Consider the following 20,924-nt stretch of genomic DNA (forward strand, 5'->3'; position numbering starts at 1 on the left):
TGCGTGGTCCCGCGGCCCGATGCCGCGATCACCTTCACGATATTCGTTCCTCGCCGTCCGCGCAATACCGCTGGGGAGAATCGCCGCACGCACACGATGGGGCGGCTCGAACGTTCGAGCCGCCCGCGCGATCAACATTTGCTATAGCCGCACGCCTCACATTCGTAGCACCCGCCCTGGCGAATCAGCGTGTGCTGATGGCACTCGGGACACCAATCCTTCGCGATGGAATACGCCCTCAGCTCCGACGGCTTCGCCCCGTCGCCCTCGTCCGGCGCAGACGTCGCCGCCTGGCGCGCCGCCATGTGGCGGAGCGGGAACGTCTCGGCGTGCTCGATCAGGGCCTTCGCGATGGCGTCCGGCACCGACGTGATGCGCTGCGCGCCGAAGCCCACGGCATTTTGGCCCCCGATGCCGGAGAAGTGTTTCACCAACTCCGCCTCGCGGTTCGGGTTGTTCGACTCGCGCAGGTACAGCGTGATGGCCCGGCCGAGCGCCTCGTTCGCCGCATACACGTCCGATCCGGCCTTGCCGACGTTCACGAACACCTCAGTGGCCATGTGCGTGTCCGGATCGTCGTTGATGGTGATGAACGCCTTTCCGAGCGGCGTCTCCTTGCGGTACGTCGCTCCATACAGCACGTCGGGGCGCCGGCGCTTGACGTATCCGCCCGGAGCAACCTGGGCCGGTTGCGCCGACTTCTCGACCGGCGCGGAAGCTGCCGTGTCCTTGGCCCCCTCGCCATCTCCCGCCTGGTCGTCCTTCTTCAGCGACAACACCTGCTCGCTGCGCGATCCGTCTCGGTAGATGGTGATGCCCTTGCAGCCGAGCTCGTAGGCGAGATCGTACAATTTCACGGTGTCTTCCACCGTGTACGAGTGCGGCGCGTTGCACGTCTTGGAGATGGAGCTGTCGATCCATCGCTGCAGCGCGGCCTGCACGCGGACGTGCTCCTCCGGCGTGAGCTCCATGGCGGTGACGAAGTAGGGCGGCAGGCTCTCCTCGCTCGGATGTTCGCGCCGATATTGCTCGACGATGGCCGCGTGTTCCTCGAACAGGCCGAGGCGCGAGTTGCGGAAATACGACCACGCGTAGTACGGCTCGCACCCGGTCGAGCACCCGACCATCGTGCCCGTCGTGCCGGTGGGCGCAATGGTCATGGTCGTGACGTTTCGCACGCCATGCTTGCGAATGGCCTCGACCACATGCGGGCGCTCCGCCGCCATATGGCGCATGAAGCCGGATTGCAGGAACTTCTCCGCGTCGAACTTCGGGAACGGCCCGTACTCCTTCGCCAGCTCCACGGACTCGAGATACGCCCACTCCGCCATGAGCCCCATCAGCACGTCGATCAGCTTGACGCTTTCTTCCGATCCGTATCGAATGCCGCAGTAGAGCATCAGATCATGCAGCCCCATGATGCCAAGCCCCACGCGGCGCTCCGACATCTGGTTCTGCCGGTTTTCTTCGAACGGATAGTAGGTCGCGTCGATCACGGCATCCTGAAACCGAATCCCTCGGCGCGTCGTGAGCTCGAGCTCCTCCCAGCGAATGTGATGCAGGAGAAACTCCGCCTCGTCCGCGGGGAACTTCTCGAGAAGGAGGGATCGCACATAGGCCTCGCGCTCAGGATCGGAGAATTCGGTCCGAACGCCACTGTCGCGAAAGCCGTTCGCAAACCGAGCGAGCACGACCGCGCCGAGGTTGCAAATCCCATAGGGTGGGAGTGGCTGCTCCCCACACGGATTCGTGGCGACGAGCGGGTTGAAATACCACGAGTTGCTCATCGCGTTGGCTCGTCCCAAAAACACGACGCCCGGCTCGGCCGATTTCCACGCCGACTCACAGATGTCGCGCCACAGCTTTGCAGCGGAGATGGTTTCCGTGACCTCGAAGGGTTTGCCTTCTTCGAGCCAGCGCCCGAAATCCCCATCGAACGCCTCGCGGTGGGACGGCGGGACAAATCCGAGCTGCCAAGACTCGCCGCGGCGTTTTGCCTGCATGAACTCCTCGGACACGCCGACGCTGATGTTGGCACCCGTGATGACGCCGTCAACTTGCTTCGCGCGGATAAACTTGGGCAGGTCGGCGTGACGGTCGTTCAGAATGAGCATGAGGGCGCCGCGGCGGGAACCGCCCTGAAGCGTGAGCTGGCAGCCCACGCTCATGATTTCCCCAACGCCCACGGGGCCGAAGCCCTCGCCGAACACCTGATTGCCCTTGTCGTACAAAAGCCCCCACGAATAAGCGCCGGACGATCGCCCGTTCACGCCGCGGACGTAGCTGTAGCGCGGGCGAAGCGACGACAGAACGAGCGATACGCGCTTGCCGTCCCGCATCGCCTCCCACATGTCCCCGAGCGTTCTCGCGATGGTGCTGCGGCTGTCCCCAGGACTCAGGCAGAATCCGACAGCCTGCGGGACAAGGTGAGCGTCGGAGGCCAGGATCTTTTCCATCAGCTCGCGCGCGCGGATGCGCCCATGCTCCTCGACGGGCAGGCCCTGGCGCAACCAGGCGTCGAGATCGCCCGCCCATTTCTCGTCATACCCCTCCACCGACGTATCCGGAAACCGAAACACCCATTCGTCGTCCTCCTCCACGGCGCGCCAAAACGCGGCGTCGGCGCGGACGAGTTTCGTGGAATGAGGGTACTCGGTCTCCAAAAAGTCGACGAGGTCGGGGTGCCAGGCGTCCAGGACCAGCATGAGCTCTGCCTTCCGCGACGCGGTGCTGACGGGAATGAGCGTGCCCTGAGGCGGAATGCGAGACAGGTTCATGCCCACGCCGCCGCTTCGCGCCTGGATTTCAAGCGTCTGGCCGAACGATTCGGCGTAGTCGCGAAGGTCGGGGCCGACGTTCGGGATGACGAAGCAGTTGTAGCTCGTCACCTGCATGCCCGTCCCGAGGGACGCGTTGATTCGCCCGCCTGGGACGTAGCGCCAGCCCTTCTGAAGCTCGTAGAACGCCTCTTCCCACACCTCCGGCTGCCGCGTGACCGCTGCGGCGCCGCGGGCGACACGCCGCCACATCTGCCGAGGAGAGGTTTCGAGCAGCACGTCCACCTGGCTCACCGGCAGATCCACGATCGATCCGTCCCGGAGCTCCACCGTCACCTGATCCGCATCGCGGTCCACCGCCTTCACGCGCGCGAGCTCGTGGTACGCGCGCTTCTTGTCCAACACGGCGACGACGAGCGCCCCTGGCGCGAGCGCTTCCTTGCGGATGTCCTTCAGCAAATACCGGTCGGCGACGATCTTTTCACCGGTCGGTCCCAGGTAATCGTCGTCGTTCAGGTCCAGCATGGGCCTCTCCCGTTGTTCGATGGCCATTCGAATCCTCCTCTATCCACGCGCGAACGACGTTCCGTCGCCGGAGGGCTTGTCCGCCTGCGCCGGCCGTTCCACCGCGCGCGCCCGATCGCCGATGAGCGCAAGCACTTCCTTCAGCAGCGTCTCGACATCGCGAAATTCCCGATACACGCTCGCGAATCGCACGTACGCCACGCCGTCGAGCTCCCGGAGCGCATCCATCACGCGCTCCCCGATGACCGAAGACGGCACTTCGCGTTCGTACTCGAGCCGCAGCTTTCGCTCGATCTCGTCACACACCGCCTCCAGCGTCTCCGCAGGGATGGGACGCTTTTCGCACGCCTTCATGATGCCGCGGTACAGCTTGTCGCGCGAAAACTCTTCCCGCTTCTGGTCCTTTTTCACGACCATGAGCGGCCGCTGCTCCACCCGCTCATAGGTGGTAAAGCGCCGCCCGCAGGCCTCATGAATGCACTCGCGCCGCCGACGAATCGTCGTCCCATCCTCTCCGGGCCTCGACTCGATGACGCGCGTGTTGTCCGCTCCGCAATACGGGCATTTCATGCTGCTCACCCCCGTGCGCCGGGCACTTCGCGGAATCCGCCACAGATGGCAAGCCGTCCGTCCCATATGTAGTGTCGGAAACTTGAGTCACCGCGATTATAAACACTATATCTGCGAGAAACAAGGTCCAGTGCGTTGAACCTAGGCGAGGATTCTTGGCGGTTTCAATGGTGTGGAAGAAGCGACGCCACGGAGTCGACCGTCCACTCGGGCGGATGAGCCGGATCGATCTCGCCTCCGAGCCCGGACCTGACCCACACCGTCGCAAGGCCCGCCGCCCGCCCCGCCGCCACGTCCGTCTCCACGTTGTCTCCGACGATGACGACTTCATCCCGACGAAGATGGAACCGGTGGAGCGCATAGTCGACAAACGACGGATCCGGTTTGCCCGTCACGAACACCTCGGCCGACGAAGCCGTCTGCACAAACGCGCCGAGCGCTCCGTTGCCGGGCATGAAGCCGTCCTCGACGGGCAACCGTCGATCCGGATTCGTCAGGACCATCCAGCCGACGCGATGCGCGACGCGCGCAAGAAGCGCAAGGTCGCCATAGCAAGCGTCCGGTGCGAGCCCCACCGCCACGGCGGCGGCACGATTCACCCATTCTGCCCGCAGTTCGTCCGCCCGGGCCCTTCGCGGCTCGAGCCCCTCATCGCGAAGCGCCTCTTCCAAACCGGGACCGCCGACAAACGCGACCATCGGCGGCTCGCCTTGACATGCGGCGGACGTTCGTTGACGAATCAGGAAGGCAGCCGCCTGGGCGGACGTAGCCACTTCCTCAGGATGGGCACCGATGCCGAGATCGCGCAAAAACGCGGCGACCTGAACAGGCGTTCTCGACGAGTTGTTGGTAAAAAAGATGGGTTGAATGCCCCGCGAGCGAAGGGTGCGAACAAACTCGGGAGCCCCCTCGATCACGGCTCGCCCGCGAAACAAGGTGCCGTCGAGGTCCAGGAGCGCGCCTTTGAACCCCGAATGCCAGAATGCTTCAGGAGACATCTCCCCTGGCAATGACGCACGAGACATCCCAGTCCCTCCTTTGCCAGCCGAACAGCAGATTGAGTGTATCACACGATGGGGTGACAAATTGACCCGACCCGAACAAACTTTTAACATGAAACTGATTGTCGCGGAGACGGAGGGGTCGACTTGGCGAATGCAGGGCCTTGGGAGCGCGTACTCCCCGGCGTGTGGTGCATGCGTGTTCCGTATCCGAACGTGCTGCCGTATGGCACGGTCAATGTGTATGTGATCCAGGACGGCGGCGAGGCCGTGATCGTCGACGGAGGCGCCACAGGTGACCATCTCGACCTGGTGGTCGAACGCCTTCGGCAACTCGGCATCCGGCGCGTTGCGGCGATCATCGCGACGCACTACCACGTCGACCACACGGCGGGGATTCCGGAACTGAAGGCGCGTCTCCGTGCCGCCGCATTCATGCACCCTTTGGACGTGTCGGCTTTCGACGACAAGTTCCCGCATGCGGCGGGAACTTTTGAACCGTGCCCGGAGCGCCTGCGCGCAGGGCATCGCGAGCTCTACATCATCCACCAGCCGGGTCACACGCACGGCCATCTCCACCTGTGGCTCCCTGACGCAAAGGCGCTCTTCGTCGGCGATCACCTGGTCGAAGAGGGGTCGGTGTGGGTGGGTCCGCCGGACGGCCACATGGCGGATTACTACCGCGCGCTCGACGCCGTGATGGCAGCAGGGGCCGATGTGGCGCTGCCGGGGCACGGACCTCTCATCAGGCGCCCAGATCTCTCGGCCGAGCGCCTGCGTGAAAGGCGCCAGATGCGAGAGGAGCAGATGTTGGCGATTCTGGCGGAGGGCCCAAAGACGCTGGCCGAACTCACCGCCGCCCTCTACCCAGACGTCGACCCGCGGGCCTTGCCGTTCGCGCGTCACACCGTGATGGCGCACCTCGAGCGCCTCGAGGAGCAGGGCGTTGTCCGCAAAGCGATGTCTGCCGCGGACTGGATCATGCGATATGCACGCACTGAGGAGTGAACCCACCGGTGAAGCGCTTGTCGTTTGCCAAGGATCGGACGTGGATCGGGCTTTTGGCCGCGATCGCGCTCGTCTATCACGTGTATTTCATCGTCAAGGCGTGGCGCCAACCCGTTCTGCTGTACGGGGACGCCTATTATTATGATCATTCGGCCCACGTGCTGAACGCGCTGCACCTTTACGCGTATTGGAGTTGGGGCCCCGCTGCCCAGGTGACCCCGGGCTATCCGCTTTTCCTCGCGCTCGTGTACCGGGTGGCCGCCCTCTTCACGCCAAGCCACGAGACGGCGATGCACCTTGCCCAGGCGTGCCAGCACCTGTTGGCCGTGGCGTCGAGCCTTTTGGTCTATGTGATCGCCCGCTTTCGGCTGCCGCGCTACGCGAGTTTCGTCGCGGCGCTCCTGTGGACCGTGTATCCACCTGTCATCTACGCGAACGATCAGTTGCTCACGGAGAACCTCTATATTCCGTTTCTTCTCGCATTCGTGTGGTCGTTCCTCGTCCTGGTCAGAGACCGAACCTGGCAAAGTTTCGTCGCCGCGGGTCTGTTGCTCGCCGTGACAACGCTCATTCGCCCCAGCGTCGCGCCGCTGTTAGCAGCGCCAGCCTGCCTCTTTTTGCAGCGCGAGACGAGGCGCGCCTGGAAGCCCATGCTGAGGAATTATGCACTGTACATCGCCACCTTCGCCGTGACCATGGTACCATGGTGGGTGCGCAATCTCGTTGCCATGCACCAATGGATCACGACCGATCTCGACGCCGCGAATCCGCTCCTGTTCGGCTCGGATCCGACATTTTATAAGGACACGAACATCTCCAATGGGCTGACGTACGCGCAGCAAAAGGCCCTCGCCATTCAACGCATCGAGGAGGGCTTTCGCACGCACCCGCTGGCCTATCTCAAATGGTACACCTTGGACAAACTCGGCTGGTTGTTCGGCACGCCGTGGTACAACAGCGTGTTGCCGCAGCACGCGGGCCTGTTGACGCGGCTCACCTTCGCCTATGCCCACCTGCATCTTGTGTGGGTGATCGTCGGGGCCATCGGGCTCGCGGCGGGCTTCGGAATGCGATATGTTCGATGGCTGAGCTGGTTGACGGTCTTTCTCATCGTCGTTCAACTTCCATTTATCCCAATTAACCGGTACGCGTACCCGACCATGCCCTTTTTGTTTGTGGGTGTCGGAACCGTCGCCTACCTCGTCACAGCTTGGGCGCGACTGCGGAAGGCGACGCCGCGCCGAACCGCCGCGCCATAGGTGCGTACGACTTTCATGATGGAGGCTTGTCGTGACCATGCGAATCGCAGTCCTCATCCCGTGTTACAACGAAGAACTGACCATTGGAAAAGTGGTTCAGGACTTTAGGCGCGAACTGCCCGACGCGGAGATTTACGTGTACGACAACAACTCGCGCGATCGCACCGCGGAAGTGGCGAGGGAAGCGGGCGCGATTGTGCGAAGAGAGACTCGTCAGGGCAAGGGAAACGTGGTGCGCTCGATGTTCCGCGACATCGACGCCGACGTGTACGTCATGACCGACGGAGACGACACGTACCCGGCGGAATTCGTGCACGATCTCATTCGGCCGATCATCGAAGGAGAGGCCGACATGTGCATCGGCGACCGTCACTCCGACGGCTCGTACTCCAAGGAGAACAAGCGCCCTTTCCACAACTTCGGCAACCAGTTGGTGCGGAAGCTGATCAACACCCTGTTTCACGCAGATCTCCGGGACATCATGACCGGCTACCGGGCGTTCAGCCGCCGCTTCGCCAAGACCATGCCCATCCAGAGCGAGGGCTTTGAAATCGAGACGGAAATGACGCTCCACGCGCTGGACAAGCGCTTCCGCATCCTCGAAATCCCGATCCAATACCGGGATCGGCCGCCGGGCAGCCACTCCAAGTTGAACACGCTGAGCGACGGCATCCGGGTGTTGAAGACCGTCTTTTGGATTTTCAAAGACTACAAGCCGCTCGCTTTCTTCACCGCCGTCGCCTTGATCCTGTTTTTGGCCGGCCTCGGCGTCGGCATTCCCGTGTTGTACGAGTACTTCTCGTTTGGCCGCATCGCGAAGATCCCGTCCGCCATCCTCGCGGTCGGATTCATGGTGCTGGCGACCAACAGCCTGACGTGCGGCTTTATTCTGGACACCATCGTCCGCCATCACCGCGACTACTACGAGCTCTTGCAGAACGAATTTAAAGGCTGAACACGAAGGAGCGCCGAACCCCCTCATGCGACTCGGCTACGCCATCCTCATCCTTTTGAACGTCTGCCTGCTCGTCGGCGGGCAGACGCTGTGGAAATACGGGCTGCAACATCGAGATCTCAACAGCTTGCGATCCGTCATCGCAGCCATGTTTTCGCCCTGGGTGATCGCGGGCATCGTGCTGTATGTCATCGCAACGGTGATCTGGATTTTCCTGTTGAACAAGCTGTCGTTGAGCCTGCTCTATCCCCTGCAGAGCCTCGCGTACGTGCTCGCGATTCTCGTGTCCATCTTTGTGTTTCACGAGCACGTCCCTTGGATCCGTTGGGCGGGCGTGCTCGTGATCCTGGCGGGCGTGGGCTTGGTCGCCGTGTAGGCGCCGCCCCGCCCGCTCGTTGCTCCTACGCGTAATACGTCCCTTCACACACCCAGTGCGCTTCTCCCGTCATCCACACGTGGCCGTCGTCGCGAATCTCGATGTCGAGATCGCCCCCCAAAAGGTGCACCGTCACTCGGTTCCGCACGAGTCCCTTTTTGGCGAGCGCCGCCACACTCGCGCACGCACCCGTGCCGCAGGCGAACGTCACGCCCGAACCGCGCTCGTACACGCGGAAGTCGATCTCGTCCGGCGCGAGCACCGAGACAAACTCCACATTCACGCGTTCGGGAAAGTCGGGATGGGACTCGATGACGCGCCCGACGCGTTCGACGTCCACATCGTCGACGCGATCGACCAGCGTGACAAAGTGGGGGTTGCCCATGCTGACGAGCGTGCCCGTATAGCGCGCGCCGCCTGCCTCCACGCGCACGTCCTCACCGCGATCCGCCCCGCGATAGGGGACGGCCTCCGTGCCGAAACGAGCCTCGCCCATATCGATGGTCACAAGCCGCACGCGCCCCTCGACGTCCAGATGCACCTGCGCCGCGACAACGCCCGCCTTGGTTTCAATGGAGAAGTGCGTGGCGTCGACCAGCCCGCGCTCATAAGCGTACCTGGCCACACAGCGCAGGCCGTTGCCGCAGGATTCCGCCTCCGATCCGTCCGCATTCCAGATCCGCATGCCGACATCCGCGCTGTCGGAGGGCGTGACAAGGATGAGGCCGTCGGAGCCGATCCCTCTGCGCACGTCGCTCACCCGACGCGCGAGCGACGGGAGATCGTCCGTGGGGAGGGTTGTCCGGGCCGTATCGACAAACACATAGTTGTTGCCGAGCGCGTGCATCTTAAAGAACTGCATACCAACGCCTCCTTGAGCACGGTTGAAAAAATCGGGCCACCGATGAAATGATTCGTTGCAAACCTGTGTGATTCCTTGTATAATGTAATCGTTCGCTGCGGTGCTGATGCGAAAGCGAACCGCGAGCGAAACCATCTCAGACATGCGGTCGTGGCGGAATTGGCAGACGCGCTAGATTCAGGTTCTAGTGGGGGCAACTCCGTGGAGGTTCAAGTCCTCTCGACCGCACCAGTGAAGTGAGAACCCCAGTCCTGACGCAGAGGACTGGGGTTTTTCTTTGACTTCCATGTGCTGCCCCCGCCCCCACCAGACATGCGCCGAATCTAGCGCAGCTGACGAAGGCGGTTCCGCCCCACTCGACTCGCTCCGCTCCCCGATTCGACAATCTTCGACGGTATGGACGGCGCCCTCCATTCTCATACTCTGAAATAAGCCTGCCGCACGGCCTCGCCCCGAAGACGCCCACACCAAGGAGCTGAGGCGAATCATGTGGTAGTCGTATGTTTCTCGGCTGCGTTTCTCGCCGTGGTCCTCGCGACGCGCACGCATGTGTACCTTACCCAGTACTGTAGGACCGTGCTTTGGATTGCCGTGATCGCCCTCATGTATAACCTGGTCTGCCGGGGATACATGATGTGGTATCACCCGAGGTGGTGGTTCATCACCGACAAGCTGTCGCAGCTCATTCAGATCTTCGTCCTGTTCCCTTGCACCACACTCTTGTTCCTTCGATACATGCCCAGTTCGCTTGGCCGGCGCCTCCTGCATTTCGGGTTGTTTCTCGCCATCTACAGTGCATTCGAGCTTGTTCTCGTGATATCGCACGAGATCGAGTATTACCACGGCTGGGCGTTTGGCTGGTCCATCCTGCTCGACTCGTGCATGCTGTTCGTGATGTGGTTGCACGAGCAAAATTGGCGGCTTTCGCTCGGGTTCTGCGGACTTGTCACATCCCTGTTTCTCGCCTGGTTTCACGTCCCTTTCGATACCTGAAGAAAACAGGCCAGCGCGAGCTGGCCTGAAGCAGGCAGGAAGAGACGTTATCGCGCCGTTTCCGCGGGTTCCGCCGGCACAAGCCCGCCCTCGCGGATCACGCGCTGATACCAGAAGTAACTGTCCTTCGGGATGCGAGCGAGCGTATCGTAATCCACGTACACAAGTCCGAATCGCTTGGTGTAGCCGAACGCCCACTCAAAGTTGTCCATCAGCGACCACACGTAATAGCCCCGCAGGTTGCCGCCTTCCTCGAGGAACCGATGCGCCGCAGCGAAGTGGGACGCGAGATACGCCACTCGGTCTGCGTCGTGGACGCCCCCATCCTGGACGCGATCGTCGAAGGCGGCGCCGTTCTCCGTGATGTAGATGGGGATGTCGCCGTAGTCCCGGCGCAGGCGGCTGAGCAGATCGTACAAGCCGTCGGGATAGACCTCCCAGTCCATCTCGGTGCGGGGACCTTCGCCGGGCAGGTGGCGAACCCCGAGCAGCGGATCGGACGGATCGTCGGCGACCACAGCGCGCGTGTAGTAGTTCACGCCCAGAAAGTCGATGGGTGTGGCGATCACGTCCAGATCCCCAGGCTTGACGGCGTCAAACCCACCTACCACTTGATCCACGCGGTGCAAGAGTTCCTCTGGATATTCCCCTCTCAGGACGGGATCGAGGAACCACCGGTTTTGGAACATGTCCTGCCTGTCGGCCGCGGCCAAATCCTCTGGGTTCGGCGTGGCCGCATAAACCGGCGTGAGGTTCAGCGTAATGCCGATCTCGCCGGGCAAGCCGAGCTCCCGGTACAGGCGGACCGCCTGGCCGTGCGACAAAAGCAGATGGTGCGCGGCGCGGTACGCGCGGCGCCAGTCCTTCAGGCCCGGCGCGTGTACGCCGATGCCGTACCCTAAAATGGAAGCGCACCACGGCTCGTTGTGGGTGATCCACATGGGGACGAGATCGCCGAGTTCGCGGAACAGGATCTCGCTGTACTCGAGGAAGCGGGAAACGGTTTCTCGACTGTTCCAGCCGCCTTCGTCCTCCATCCACTGTGGAAGGTCCCAGTGATACATGGTGACGGCCGGGCGAATACCGCTCTCGAGGAGCTCCGTGGCGAGCCGCTTGTAGAAATCGAGGCCCTTCACCCAGACGCGCCCCTTTTCTGGCATCACGCGAGGCCATGCGATGGAAAATCGGTACGACGAAATTCCTAACTCTTTCATGAGGCGCACGTCGTCTTGATAGCGGTGATAGTGATCGCAGGCGACGTCCCCGGTGTGGCCCTCGGCAACCTTTCCAGGCGTGTGGGAAAACGTGTCCCAAATCGATCGTCCGCGCCCGCCCTCGCGGGCGGCCCCTTCAACCTGATACGATGCCGTCGCAGTCCCCCACACGAATCCCTCTGGAAATTTGCGCATCTCCCTCATCTCCCTCGCTCATGAATGTGCCGTGTACCTCGCGACATCTCGTCGTTCAGCCCGGATGATGGCACGCGGCGTAGTGCCCGGGCGCCACCTCCGCGAGCGGCGGCTCCTGCGACCGGCATACGTCGGACACGAGCGGACACCTGTCGGCGAACGGGCATCCGACGCGATCCTCGAGTAGGTTCGGCGGGCGGTTCGACGTCTCCGGCAGCGGCCCCTGGTGGCGTGTGCCCGGGGTCGCCGCAAACAACAGCCGCGTGTACGGGTGCACCGGGCGCCGAATCAGCTCGGCGGACGGCGCCGTTTCCATGACTTTACCGCCATAAAGCACCATGATCCGGTTGCCGATGTAGCGCGCCGAGGCGAGATCGTGCGTGATATACAGGAACGCGATGTTCATCTCCTCGCGCAGTTCGTTCATCAGCTTGAGAATCCCGGCGCGTATCGACACGTCGAGCATGGAGATGGGCTCGTCGGCGACGATGAATTTGGGGTTCACCGCGAGCGCGCGGGCGATGGCCACGCGCTGCCGCTGGCCACCCGACAGCTCGTGCGGGTACTTCCGCCGCGTCTCGGTGACCGGCGTCAACCCCACCTTGGCGAGTAGCTCGTCGATGAGATCGCTCACGCGGCCCTGGCCCTCGCGGCGGTACTTCCGCACCGGAAACACCAGGTGTTGTTCGATGGTCCGCGTCGGGTTGAGCGAACCGAATGGATCCTGAAACACCATCTGAGCGTCCTTTCGATACGCCTTCAGTTCTCGCCCCCGGATGTGCGCCACATCGCGTCCAGCCACCCAGATCTCGCCCTCCGACGGCTCGATCATCCGCACCAACGCCTTGCCAATGGTGGACTTGCCCGATCCCGACTCGCCCACGAGCGACAACACCTCGCCGGGCTGGAGCGAGAAACTGACGTGATCGACCGGGCGTATGAACCGGCCGCGACCGATGGGAAAGCGGACGACGAGATCGCGCACGTCGACGAGGGCGGTCGCCTGCGCGGTCGCGAGTGCGTCAGACATGGGCCTTCACCTCCGCCTCGTTGAACAGGTGGCACTCCAGCACCTTCTCGCCCGCCCGCACCTGCGCCGGGCGCACGCGCCTGCAGACGTCCATGGCGTACGGGCAGCGCGGATGAAACGCGCAGCCGGGCGGCAGGTCCTGCAGATCCGGTGGGTATCCGCCAATCCCCTGGATGGTCACCTCGTCCGCGGTCAGCTGAGGAATGGCCTTCAGGAGCCCCTCCGTGTACGGGTGGTGCCGCTCGGACAGGTTCAACAGGTGGCTCGGCGTGAGTTCGACGATGCGGCCCGCGTACATGATGGCGACGCGGGACGCGAGCTCCGCCACCAGGCTGAAGTCGTGGCTGACAAACAAGATGGCGAAGCCCACCTGCTCCTGGATGCGCCGGATTTCGTCCAGAATGGACCGCTGCACCACAACGTCAAGCGCGGTCGTCGGCTCATCCATGATGACGAGCGCGGGATTGAGCGCAATCGCGATGGCGATCACGACCCGCTGGCGCATGCCGCCGGAAAGCTCGTGCGGATAGCTCTGCAGGTGTTTCCGGTCGATTCGGACGAGATCGAGCAACTCCTTCGCCCGCTCCCGCGCCGCCTGCCGCGACAGATCCGGCCGGTGTGCCAAGATGGTGTCGACGATCTGCGTCTCCACCGTCATCACCGGGTTCAGGGCGCTCATCGCGCTCTGGAACACCATGGACATCTTGCTCCAGCGAAACGCCCTCAGTTCCTTTTCGGACAGCGCGTACACATCCTGGCCCAACACCCGCACGCGGCCCTTGGTGACCACCGCGTCGCCGCGCAACAGCCGCATGATGGTGTACGCCATCGTCGACTTGCCCGATCCCGACTCCCCAACCAGTCCCACGATCTCGCCCCGATGGACGGTCAGGTTCACGTCGCTCACCGCGTGCACGAGCCCCGTGTTCGTCACGTAGGCGACGGACAGGTCCTCAATCTGAAGCACCGGTTCTCGCGTCTCTGCCATCCGCCTTCACCTCACCGTTCTGCGCCCGAAGCTCGCGCAGCAGTTTCTCGACCTGTCGACGCCTGCGCGACGTGCGCAGACGCGGGTTGGTGACCTGGTCGATGCCGAAGTTCATCAGGGCAAAGCTCGTGCCGAGAAGCGCGATGCCGAGCCCCGGCGGCACGAACCACCACCACGCCCCGCTCATCAGCGCGCTGTTCTGCGTCGCCCAGTACAGCATCGTGCCCCAGCTCGTCGAGGCCACATTTTCGAACCCGAGATACGCGAGGCCCGACTCCGCGAGCACCGCCGCCAGACAGGCGTACATCACGTTGGAGGCAATGACGCTCGTCATGTTCGGCACGATCTCGAACAGGATGATGCGGAACGTCGACATCCCCGACAGGCGCGCCGCCGCGATGTAATCCCGGCTCGCAATGGTCATGGCCATGGACCGCATCACGCGCGCGCCCCACGCCCAGCCCGTCAGCGCGATGATCAGACCGTTCATATACGGCGTCGTGTTGTGCACGTACGATTCGATGATGATGAGCAGCGCCAATCCCGGCATGACGAGGAAAATGTTACAGAGCGCGTTTAGGATTGAATCGACCACGCCGCCGACATACCCTGCCGTCACGCCGATCAGGATGGCGATCACGGTGCTCAAAAGCCCCGCTCCGACGCCCACGATGAGCGTGGTCCGCGTGCCCCAGATGAACTGTGAAAACACGTCCTGGCCAAGGCTCGTCGTGCCGAACCAGTGCGCGTGCGACGGAGGTTGCAGCATGCCAAACGCCGTGGAAGTTGGATTGTAGGGCGCGATGGCAGGCGCAAAAATGGCCACCACCAGAAACATGCCAAACAGGACGACGCCCGCGAGCGCCTTCGGATTTCGAAAGAACTGGCGCAACGCCGAGTTTCTGCGCCTGCTCGCCCGCTTCGCGCGCGGATCCACCACATCGATGGCTGCGACTGTCATTCACGCCGCCCCCCTTCTACGCACGCGCGGATCGAGCCGTCCGTACAGCATGTCGACAATGAAGTTGATCACAAGCGCTGTCACCGCAATGATGAGAAACATCCCTTGAATGAGCGGATAGTCTTCACTCGCCACCGCGTTGGTCAGGCCGTATCCGATGCCTGGGTAGGAAAACACTTGTTCAATGAGAATTTGCCCGCCGATGATCGACGAGAGCGCGATGGCCACGGAGGTCAACTGAGGCAGGAGCGCATTGCGCGCGGCGTACGAAAAAATGAGCCTCCGCTTCGATACCCCTTTGGCCTCGGCGAAGACCACATAGTCCTCTCCGAGCGTCGTGATCATGTTGTTGCGCATGCCCACGATCCAGCCGCTGATGCTGCCGACGAACACCACCACCGCCGGCAGGATGCTGTGGTAGACCGCGCTCGCCAGAAACGGAGCGTTGAGCCCCGGCGTCACGTCGTCTCCGTATCCGTGCGCGAGCGGAAACCAGTGATGCACGAACCCGAAGAAGTAGATGAGAATGAGGCCGAGCCAGAAGGTCGGGATGGCCTGGCCGAACATCGTGGCTACCGGGATCACGTTGTCCGCGGTTCCGCCGCGGCGCCAGGCGATGAGAATGCCGATGAGCGTTCCGACGACCACGGAGATGATGGTCACCACGCCGAGCAGCACGATGGTCCACGGCAGGCTCGTCTCAATGATGTTGACGACCGGGGTCGGAAAGTACTGAAACGAAGCGCCCCAGTGCCCTGTCAACAGATTTCCGAGGTACTGAAAATACTGCTGCCACAGGGGACCATTTGACAGCCCGAGCTGCTCCTCAATGGCTTTCAGTGCGGCAGGATTGATATTCCCGGCCTGCTTAGCGATCATCGCCTGAGCAGGGTTGCCGGGCATGAGGCGCGGCAGGATGAAGTTCAGCGTGATAGCCGCCCAAAGCGACAAGACGAGAAAACAAAATCGATTTAGGAAATATCGCATGCAACTCCCCTCCTTTTTGGACGGGCGCGGCGGCGGGCGCCCGCGCCCGTGTATCCGCTTACTCCTATCCTAGCTGCCGCCGCCTCGTTCGTAAAGCGACCGCCCAATCACTTCACCGGCTTCAGGTGATCCATGATGATGGCAGCCGCCTGGTAGGTGTACGGCGCCGGATTGATCCAGAGGTTGTTGGCCGTCGGGAAGCCCGTGAAGTGGCTGTCGTTGTACTCGTACCAGAGCGCGCCATCCAACAGCGGGATGACCGGCAGTTGGCTCGCCACGAGTCGCTCAATCCTGTACATCACCTGGTGCTGAACCTGGCTATCCGTGGTCGACGAAAACTCGTTGAACCACTGATCCACCTGCGCATTGCGATAGCCTTCCAAATTAAAGGATCCGTGCGAATCCAACATGTCGTAATACGTCGTGTACGGCGTAGGCCCCACGTTGGTCCACGAGATGGCGAGGTCGTAGTGCGGCGTCTGGCCCGGGCCCGGATCGATAGCGCTGTAGTAGGCCGAGAACTGCTCCTCCTGGACATTCACGGCGATCCCGACCTTCGCCAACTGCTGCTTGATGAGCAGCGCGTCCTCATCCCAGTCGCTCCAACCGCTTACCGTGAGTAAGTTGAAGGACAACTCCTTGCCATGGAGCGCAAAAATCCCGTTTTGGTCCTTGCGGAAGCCTGCCTTCTGCAAAATCTGAACCGCTTTGGCATCGTTGACCGCAAAGGCGCGATCGCTCGCGGGCAGACTCGGGTCCAACCACGACGACTGTGGCGGTAAGACGAGACTCGTCGGCACGGCTGGCTTCTCATAGCCCGTCTCTCCGATTTTGGAGAGTGCGTCGCGATCGATGGCCAGGCTGATGGCCTCGCGCACAGGCAGCATGGCGAGCAGCGAGTTGTGCAGGTTCGGATAGAGCTCCACCGATTCGTTGGGCGGGAACAAATAGTGGTTGTGCGCCGGATCGGCTGCCACGAAGGTCTTCTCGACATTGGGAATGTTGATGCCGGCGTATTGAATCTGACCGCTCGCGAGCGCCAAATCGGCACTCGAGTTGCTGGCGAACGCCGGATAATTGAGGGTCTTGACCTCAGGTGCCCCTCCGTAGTAACGCGGATTTGCGGTGAATTGGTAGTCCTGAGTTGTAAAGGACGACAGCTTGAATGGACCCGTGCCAATGGCGTTCAAGTGCGTGATCTTGGCCTTGGCCGGATCGCCAAGCGACTTCCACTGATGAGCCGGCACAATGTACGTGCCCCCAAGGACGTACTGCTCGGCAAACGGGATGTTGGGCTGCGCGAACTGGAAGACCACGGTGTACTTTCCGTCGGCCTGGACGCTCTTCAGCTGCTGCCACACGCCGTTGGTATCCGCGTCGGGATACTTCTTGAGATCCTCGAACGTGAAGACAACATCCTGCGCCGTGAACGGGACTCCGTCCGTCCAGACCGCGTTTTTTCGCAGAGAAACCGTCAGGATTTTCCCTCCGTTCGAAAAGTGGAAGGAGGTCCCCAACAGGTTGAACTGTTTCCCTGTCGTATTGTCGAAGTAGAACAATGTCTCGTAGATGTTGCCTAGGGTGCCGGGCATGCTGTTGGTGCTAAACGGATTGAAGTTGTCCGAAAAGGTGCCCGTGACGTTCGGCGCGACGGTCAGGACCGAACTCGACGACGCGCTCGCCGCCTCTGGCGACGCCGAGGCAGAATGGCTGGCGCCGTTCGCCGAGGTGTTCGCTGCGCCGCACCCGGCGACACCCACCACGGCGAGACCGACCGCAGCGGCGACCCATCCTCGATTGCTCTTCGACCGCTTCATGTTTCGTTCCCCCTTTTGCACATCCTTCGAAATCGATTTCGACCAATCGCAACATCGATCTGGTTACGAAGAGAGCGCACAAAGAACGCGCGCCCCGGTCGAAATCGATTGCGCCATCGCGGCGCTGCAAACGCTCTCATCGCTATTTTGCCACGCCGATGAAAGCGAATGCAAGAGGAAATTCACGATCCCTCGGCGCGAGTCGCGAGGCTATGGGGTTCCATCACCTCGAAATCGATTACGGCGAGAAGTCGAGTTCGCGTGGCAAGACGCTCACGAACGCGGCACCATGGCATGGTATCGATCCAGGGCCTGCTTCAAGGTCCGAAGCGAGTCCTGGAGCTCATTGTACACCTTGGCGGGCGCCCCTTCCCCGGTATACGCGTCGCAGAGCGCCACCACTTGTTGTGCGTCCGCAAACAATTCCCCGTTCGGCGAGTTCGGCGGAGCGCTGCTTCCTATCGCTTGAACGGATTGAAGCTCTGTGTCAAAGCTTTCATTGCGGTTCTCCGCCAGGGCCTGTTCCACTCCGCGATAGATAGCGCTGCACACAGCGTAAAGCTTGGGGTCCACCTGCGTCTGGCTCTCCACCTGGGGACCAGCTTGCCGCGAGCTCGTGCCTGACGGCGAGTCCGTCGGACGCTGAGGCGTGCCGCAACCCGTGACCAAGAGCAAACCGATCACGGCGCACGCGACGGCCCATAAGCGCTTCACGGCGCCCCCTCCTCTCAAGAACCCTCTCAAGGCGAAACCGCCGGCCCGCGCGAGCGGGACCGACGGTTCCGGAGCGCGCAACCGCATTTCAGCGATTGCGGAAGAAGTTCCGGTTCTTCTCGATGAACTCCTTCTCGTCCTCTGGAACGAATTCCTCTTGATAGATGGCGTTGACCGGGCAAACCGGCTCGCATGCAGCGCAATCAATGCACAGATCGGGGTCAATATAGTACTGATCCGGACCCTCGTGGATGGCGTCCACCGGGCACGTCTCCACGCAGTCCGCGGCCTTTTCCCCAATGCAAGGCGACGTGATGACAAACGGCATTCGCGTGAGCCTCCCTCGAATCCTTATCGTAGATGATGTCCCCGTTACAGATATACACCAAATCTATAGGAAAACTCAAACGAAAGTTTTTCAAAATCACGTCTCATCGCGTTTCGTTTAATGCTGTCCAGCCTTGACGCACTCGACTTTTGGGGCGTTTTAGACAGCCTTCGTTTCATCTCGTGCTAACAAGTAGATTTGCAAGCAGATTTGCAACGCGATTAGCACGGCAAAGCCCTACCCACTGATGAGGTGAGCAGGGCCATTTGAGGTTGACGCATCCTCTTAGCCCTCATCGTCCACTATATGTCCCCATAACTCTTCCACCGTCACACCTAGAACTCTGGCGATGCGCATTGCAACGGGCAACGTGGGGATACGCTTGCCTTGCACGATGAAACTAAGACTGGTTTCTGGCATGCCAATTTGGCGCGCCAGCCAGCGTTGTTTGATACCCCTATCCTCTAACAACTTGCTCAATGGCGTCTTCTCCTTCTGTTCCATGATGGACGAGTTCGACGCCGACAGTATTTTTCCTTCACGTCCACGAATATCGACAAGCATCGACGTCGTATGCCTATAGCACAACACATGATGGGAGGCGATGTGGTTGGCTGCACAACACGCGATGGGCGAAAAACGCTAGGTCGTGTACTTCAGGTAGTGTCCCGTCAAGAGGTGTAAATTCACCGTTTGTGTCTACTGTGTGACATCGGTCGGCTTTGTCCCGTTCGGGGCGATATCGACCGTCTTCACGCGCTGTCAAGGGACGCTTCACTCGTCCTTCGGACGCCCTTGACAGCGCGCTCGCCGGTCGATTCCAAGCCATTAGGGGACAAAGCCTTGGTCTGCGAGCATGCTCGCACGCCCCTTCCCACACGTTATTTTTGCAACATCGCCTCGGCTGCGAGGAACGGACGGTTGGGCTTGAGTTTCGCCATCGACTCCAGGCTGAAATATCGCCGCGACACCAGCCACTCTTCGTGCTGCTCTTGCAAAATCGCTCCAGCGAGGCGCACTACCGATGCTCGATTCGGGAAAATCCCCACGACGTCCATCCGCCGACGCATCTCTCGATTGAGCCGCTCGAGCGGGTTGGTCGAGCAGATCTGCCGCCAGTGCTCGATAGGTAGCGCCATAAAGGCCAGCACGTCCTCCTCTGCTGCCTCCAAAATGTCCATCGCCTTCGGGAAACGCCCCCGGAGTTCCGCGACCACTCGGCGAAGCTGCTCGCGGGCCGCTTCTTGCGTGGGCTGGGTGAAGATCGTCCGGATGATCGAGGCCACCATCGACTGCTCCCTCTTCGGCACTTGGCTCAACACGTTCCGAATCGTGTGCACTTTGCAGCGTTGCCACGTCGCGCCCGTCAGCACTTCCGAAATGGCCTGGCGCAAGCCTGCGTGCGCATCGCTCACCACCAGACGCACGCCCCGAAGACCTCGCGCCTTCAGGCTGCGCAGAAAGTCCGACCAGAACGCGCCGTCCTCGCTCGTTCCGACATCGAATCCGAGTACTTCGCGCTCTCCGGTGTCCGTGACGCCAATGGCGATGACCAGCGCCATGCTCTGCACGCGGCCGCCCTCCCGCACCTTCGGGAACGTGGCATCCAGCCACACGTACGGATACTCACGCTCGAGCGGCCGCTCCTTGAACTGGCGAACCTCTTCATCGATGAGCTGGCAGAGGCGAGACACCTCGCTTTTGCTAATGCCATCCAGGCCCAACGCTCGCACCAGGTCATCGACCTTGCGGGTGCTCACGCCCTTCACGTACGCTTCCTGGATCACAGAAGCCAGCGCTTGTTCCGCTCGACGCCTGGGCTCCAGAATGGAAGGGAAGAAGCTGCCCTGACGGAGCTTTGGAATCTTCAAATCGACCGTCCCGAGGCGCGTGTCCCAGGCCCTTGAACGATAGCCGTTTCGTTGTGTGACACGGCTCTCCGTCCGCTCATAGCGCTCGGCACCGATTTTCTCTGCGGCTTCCGCATCGATGAGGAACTGCGTCACGAGTTGCATCAATTCCCGTAAAAAATCGATCTGATCCACGTCTTGCATCTTGCGAATCCATTCGAGAACTGCGAAGCTATTGAGCGAAGCCATCGTTGCGTGCCTCCTACTTTTGGTGTTGGTCACACTTAGTAGACACGCACGGTGGCTTCTTCGTCAATTGGGGACGACGAATTTTACACCACCACTTGAGACTCTAACCTCGCTTGCCGGCTTGTGGCCTTCCAAAGCGAGTTGAACAGCATGTAGCTTAAAGTCGTTGTCGTACTTTTGGGTCACGTGGCTCACCTCGAATCGACTTATTCTTACATTCTCGATTCAATGTGTCCACTGTTTTAACCTAACACCAGAGCGTCTG

At 61.6% G+C, this 20,924-nt stretch carries 19 protein-coding genes and 1 tRNA gene; 6 read left to right on the forward strand and 14 right to left on the reverse strand.

Annotated elements, in window-relative coordinates; all coding sequences use genetic code 11:
* Nucleotides 1-131: 131 nt before the first annotated feature.
* The 3 genes from AACI_RS09310 to AACI_RS09320 form a co-directional block, all read right to left on the reverse strand.
* The gene (locus tag AACI_RS09310) at nucleotides 132-3,329 is read right to left on the reverse strand and encodes an adenosylcobalamin-dependent ribonucleoside-diphosphate reductase (protein WP_012811181.1); all 3,198 of its coding nucleotides are present in this window, start codon (nucleotides 3,327-3,329) and stop codon (nucleotides 132-134) included.
* 12 nt (nucleotides 3,330-3,341) lie between these two features.
* Complete coding sequence (gene nrdR, locus AACI_RS09315; protein ID WP_012811182.1) at nucleotides 3,342-3,872, reverse strand: transcriptional regulator NrdR; 531 nt, start codon at nucleotides 3,870-3,872, stop codon at nucleotides 3,342-3,344.
* Nucleotides 3,873-4,036: 164 nt separating this feature from the next.
* Nucleotides 4,037-4,897, reverse strand: coding sequence for an HAD-IIA family hydrolase (locus tag AACI_RS09320; protein WP_012811183.1), 861 nt, complete (start codon nucleotides 4,895-4,897; stop codon nucleotides 4,037-4,039).
* A 123-nt stretch (nucleotides 4,898-5,020) separates the two neighbouring features.
* Here AACI_RS09320 and AACI_RS09325 point away from each other — a divergent pair, with 123 nt between their 5' ends.
* The 4 genes from AACI_RS09325 to AACI_RS09340 are packed head-to-tail and all read left to right on the forward strand — an operon-like array spanning nucleotide 5,021 to nucleotide 8,471.
* A complete protein-coding gene (locus AACI_RS09325; RefSeq protein WP_012811184.1) occupies nucleotides 5,021-5,881 on the forward strand; it encodes an MBL fold metallo-hydrolase in 861 nt (286 codons plus the stop codon).
* 8 nt (nucleotides 5,882-5,889) lie between these two features.
* Entirely contained in the window at nucleotides 5,890-7,140 is a 1,251-nt protein-coding gene (locus AACI_RS09330; protein WP_012811185.1) for a glycosyltransferase family 39 protein, read from the forward strand.
* Between the two features lie 37 nt (nucleotides 7,141-7,177).
* On the forward strand, nucleotides 7,178-8,095 hold the full coding sequence (locus AACI_RS09335) for a glycosyltransferase family 2 protein (protein ID WP_035468818.1): 918 nt from the start codon (nucleotides 7,178-7,180) through the stop codon (nucleotides 8,093-8,095).
* Nucleotides 8,096-8,120: 25 nt separating this feature from the next.
* On the forward strand, nucleotides 8,121-8,471 hold the full coding sequence (locus tag AACI_RS09340; RefSeq protein ID WP_012811186.1) for an EamA family transporter: 351 nt from the start codon (nucleotides 8,121-8,123) through the stop codon (nucleotides 8,469-8,471).
* A 25-nt stretch (nucleotides 8,472-8,496) separates the two neighbouring features.
* Here the strand turns inward: AACI_RS09340 and dapF are convergent, their stop codons facing one another.
* Nucleotides 8,497-9,333 carry a diaminopimelate epimerase gene (dapF, locus tag AACI_RS09345; protein ID WP_012811187.1) on the reverse strand — a complete coding sequence of 279 codons (837 nt, stop codon included), beginning with the start codon at nucleotides 9,331-9,333 and terminating at the stop codon, nucleotides 8,497-8,499.
* Between the two features lie 144 nt (nucleotides 9,334-9,477).
* On the opposite strand from dapF, the gene AACI_RS09350 reads away from it, so the two are divergent.
* Both AACI_RS09350 and AACI_RS09355 read left to right on the forward strand, forming a co-directional pair.
* Nucleotides 9,478-9,564 (forward strand) — tRNA-Leu (locus AACI_RS09350).
* 258 nt (nucleotides 9,565-9,822) lie between these two features.
* Complete coding sequence (locus AACI_RS09355; RefSeq protein WP_012811188.1) at nucleotides 9,823-10,326, forward strand: CBO0543 family protein; 504 nt, start codon at nucleotides 9,823-9,825, stop codon at nucleotides 10,324-10,326.
* 47 nt (nucleotides 10,327-10,373) lie between these two features.
* Here the strand turns inward: AACI_RS09355 and AACI_RS09360 are convergent, their stop codons facing one another.
* The 10 genes from AACI_RS09360 to AACI_RS09405 all read right to left on the reverse strand — a co-directional run bounded on the left by AACI_RS09360 (nucleotide 10,374) and on the right by AACI_RS09405 (nucleotide 20,659).
* Nucleotides 10,374-11,735: a GH1 family beta-glucosidase gene (locus AACI_RS09360; protein WP_012811189.1), complete on the reverse strand. Its 1,362-nt coding sequence runs from the start codon at nucleotides 11,733-11,735 to the stop codon at nucleotides 10,374-10,376.
* Between the two features lie 55 nt (nucleotides 11,736-11,790).
* Nucleotides 11,791-12,765, reverse strand: a complete 975-nt coding sequence (locus AACI_RS09365) for an oligopeptide/dipeptide ABC transporter ATP-binding protein (RefSeq protein ID WP_012811190.1) — start codon at nucleotides 12,763-12,765, stop codon at nucleotides 11,791-11,793.
* Nucleotides 12,758-13,753, reverse strand: coding sequence for an ABC transporter ATP-binding protein (locus AACI_RS09370; RefSeq protein WP_012811191.1), 996 nt, complete (start codon nucleotides 13,751-13,753; stop codon nucleotides 12,758-12,760). Before AACI_RS09370 ends, AACI_RS09365 begins: the two co-directional genes overlap by 8 nt.
* Entirely contained in the window at nucleotides 13,719-14,714 is a 996-nt protein-coding gene (locus tag AACI_RS09375; protein WP_012811192.1) for an ABC transporter permease, read from the reverse strand. The genes AACI_RS09370 and AACI_RS09375 overlap by 35 nt, the downstream gene beginning before the upstream one ends.
* On the reverse strand, nucleotides 14,715-15,701 hold the full coding sequence (locus AACI_RS09380) for an ABC transporter permease (protein ID WP_012811193.1): 987 nt from the start codon (nucleotides 15,699-15,701) through the stop codon (nucleotides 14,715-14,717).
* A gap of 107 nt (nucleotides 15,702-15,808) precedes the next feature.
* Nucleotides 15,809-17,518: an ABC transporter substrate-binding protein gene (locus AACI_RS09385; RefSeq protein WP_012811194.1), complete on the reverse strand. Its 1,710-nt coding sequence runs from the start codon at nucleotides 17,516-17,518 to the stop codon at nucleotides 15,809-15,811.
* Between the two features lie 273 nt (nucleotides 17,519-17,791).
* Nucleotides 17,792-18,232, reverse strand: coding sequence for a hypothetical protein (locus AACI_RS09390; protein ID WP_012811195.1), 441 nt, complete (start codon nucleotides 18,230-18,232; stop codon nucleotides 17,792-17,794).
* A gap of 88 nt (nucleotides 18,233-18,320) precedes the next feature.
* Nucleotides 18,321-18,560: an indolepyruvate ferredoxin oxidoreductase subunit alpha gene (locus AACI_RS09395; RefSeq protein WP_008336977.1), complete on the reverse strand. Its 240-nt coding sequence runs from the start codon at nucleotides 18,558-18,560 to the stop codon at nucleotides 18,321-18,323.
* Between the two features lie 285 nt (nucleotides 18,561-18,845).
* The gene (locus AACI_RS09400) at nucleotides 18,846-19,064 is read right to left on the reverse strand and encodes a helix-turn-helix transcriptional regulator (protein WP_041707479.1); all 219 of its coding nucleotides are present in this window, start codon (nucleotides 19,062-19,064) and stop codon (nucleotides 18,846-18,848) included.
* 377 nt (nucleotides 19,065-19,441) lie between these two features.
* Complete coding sequence (locus tag AACI_RS09405; RefSeq protein WP_012810845.1) at nucleotides 19,442-20,659, reverse strand: IS256 family transposase; 1,218 nt, start codon at nucleotides 20,657-20,659, stop codon at nucleotides 19,442-19,444.
* Nucleotides 20,660-20,924 lie beyond the last annotated feature (265 nt).

It is taken from the genome of Alicyclobacillus acidocaldarius subsp. acidocaldarius DSM 446 (assembly GCF_000024285.1).
Taxonomy (GTDB): domain Bacteria; phylum Bacillota; class Bacilli; order Alicyclobacillales; family Alicyclobacillaceae; genus Alicyclobacillus; species Alicyclobacillus acidocaldarius.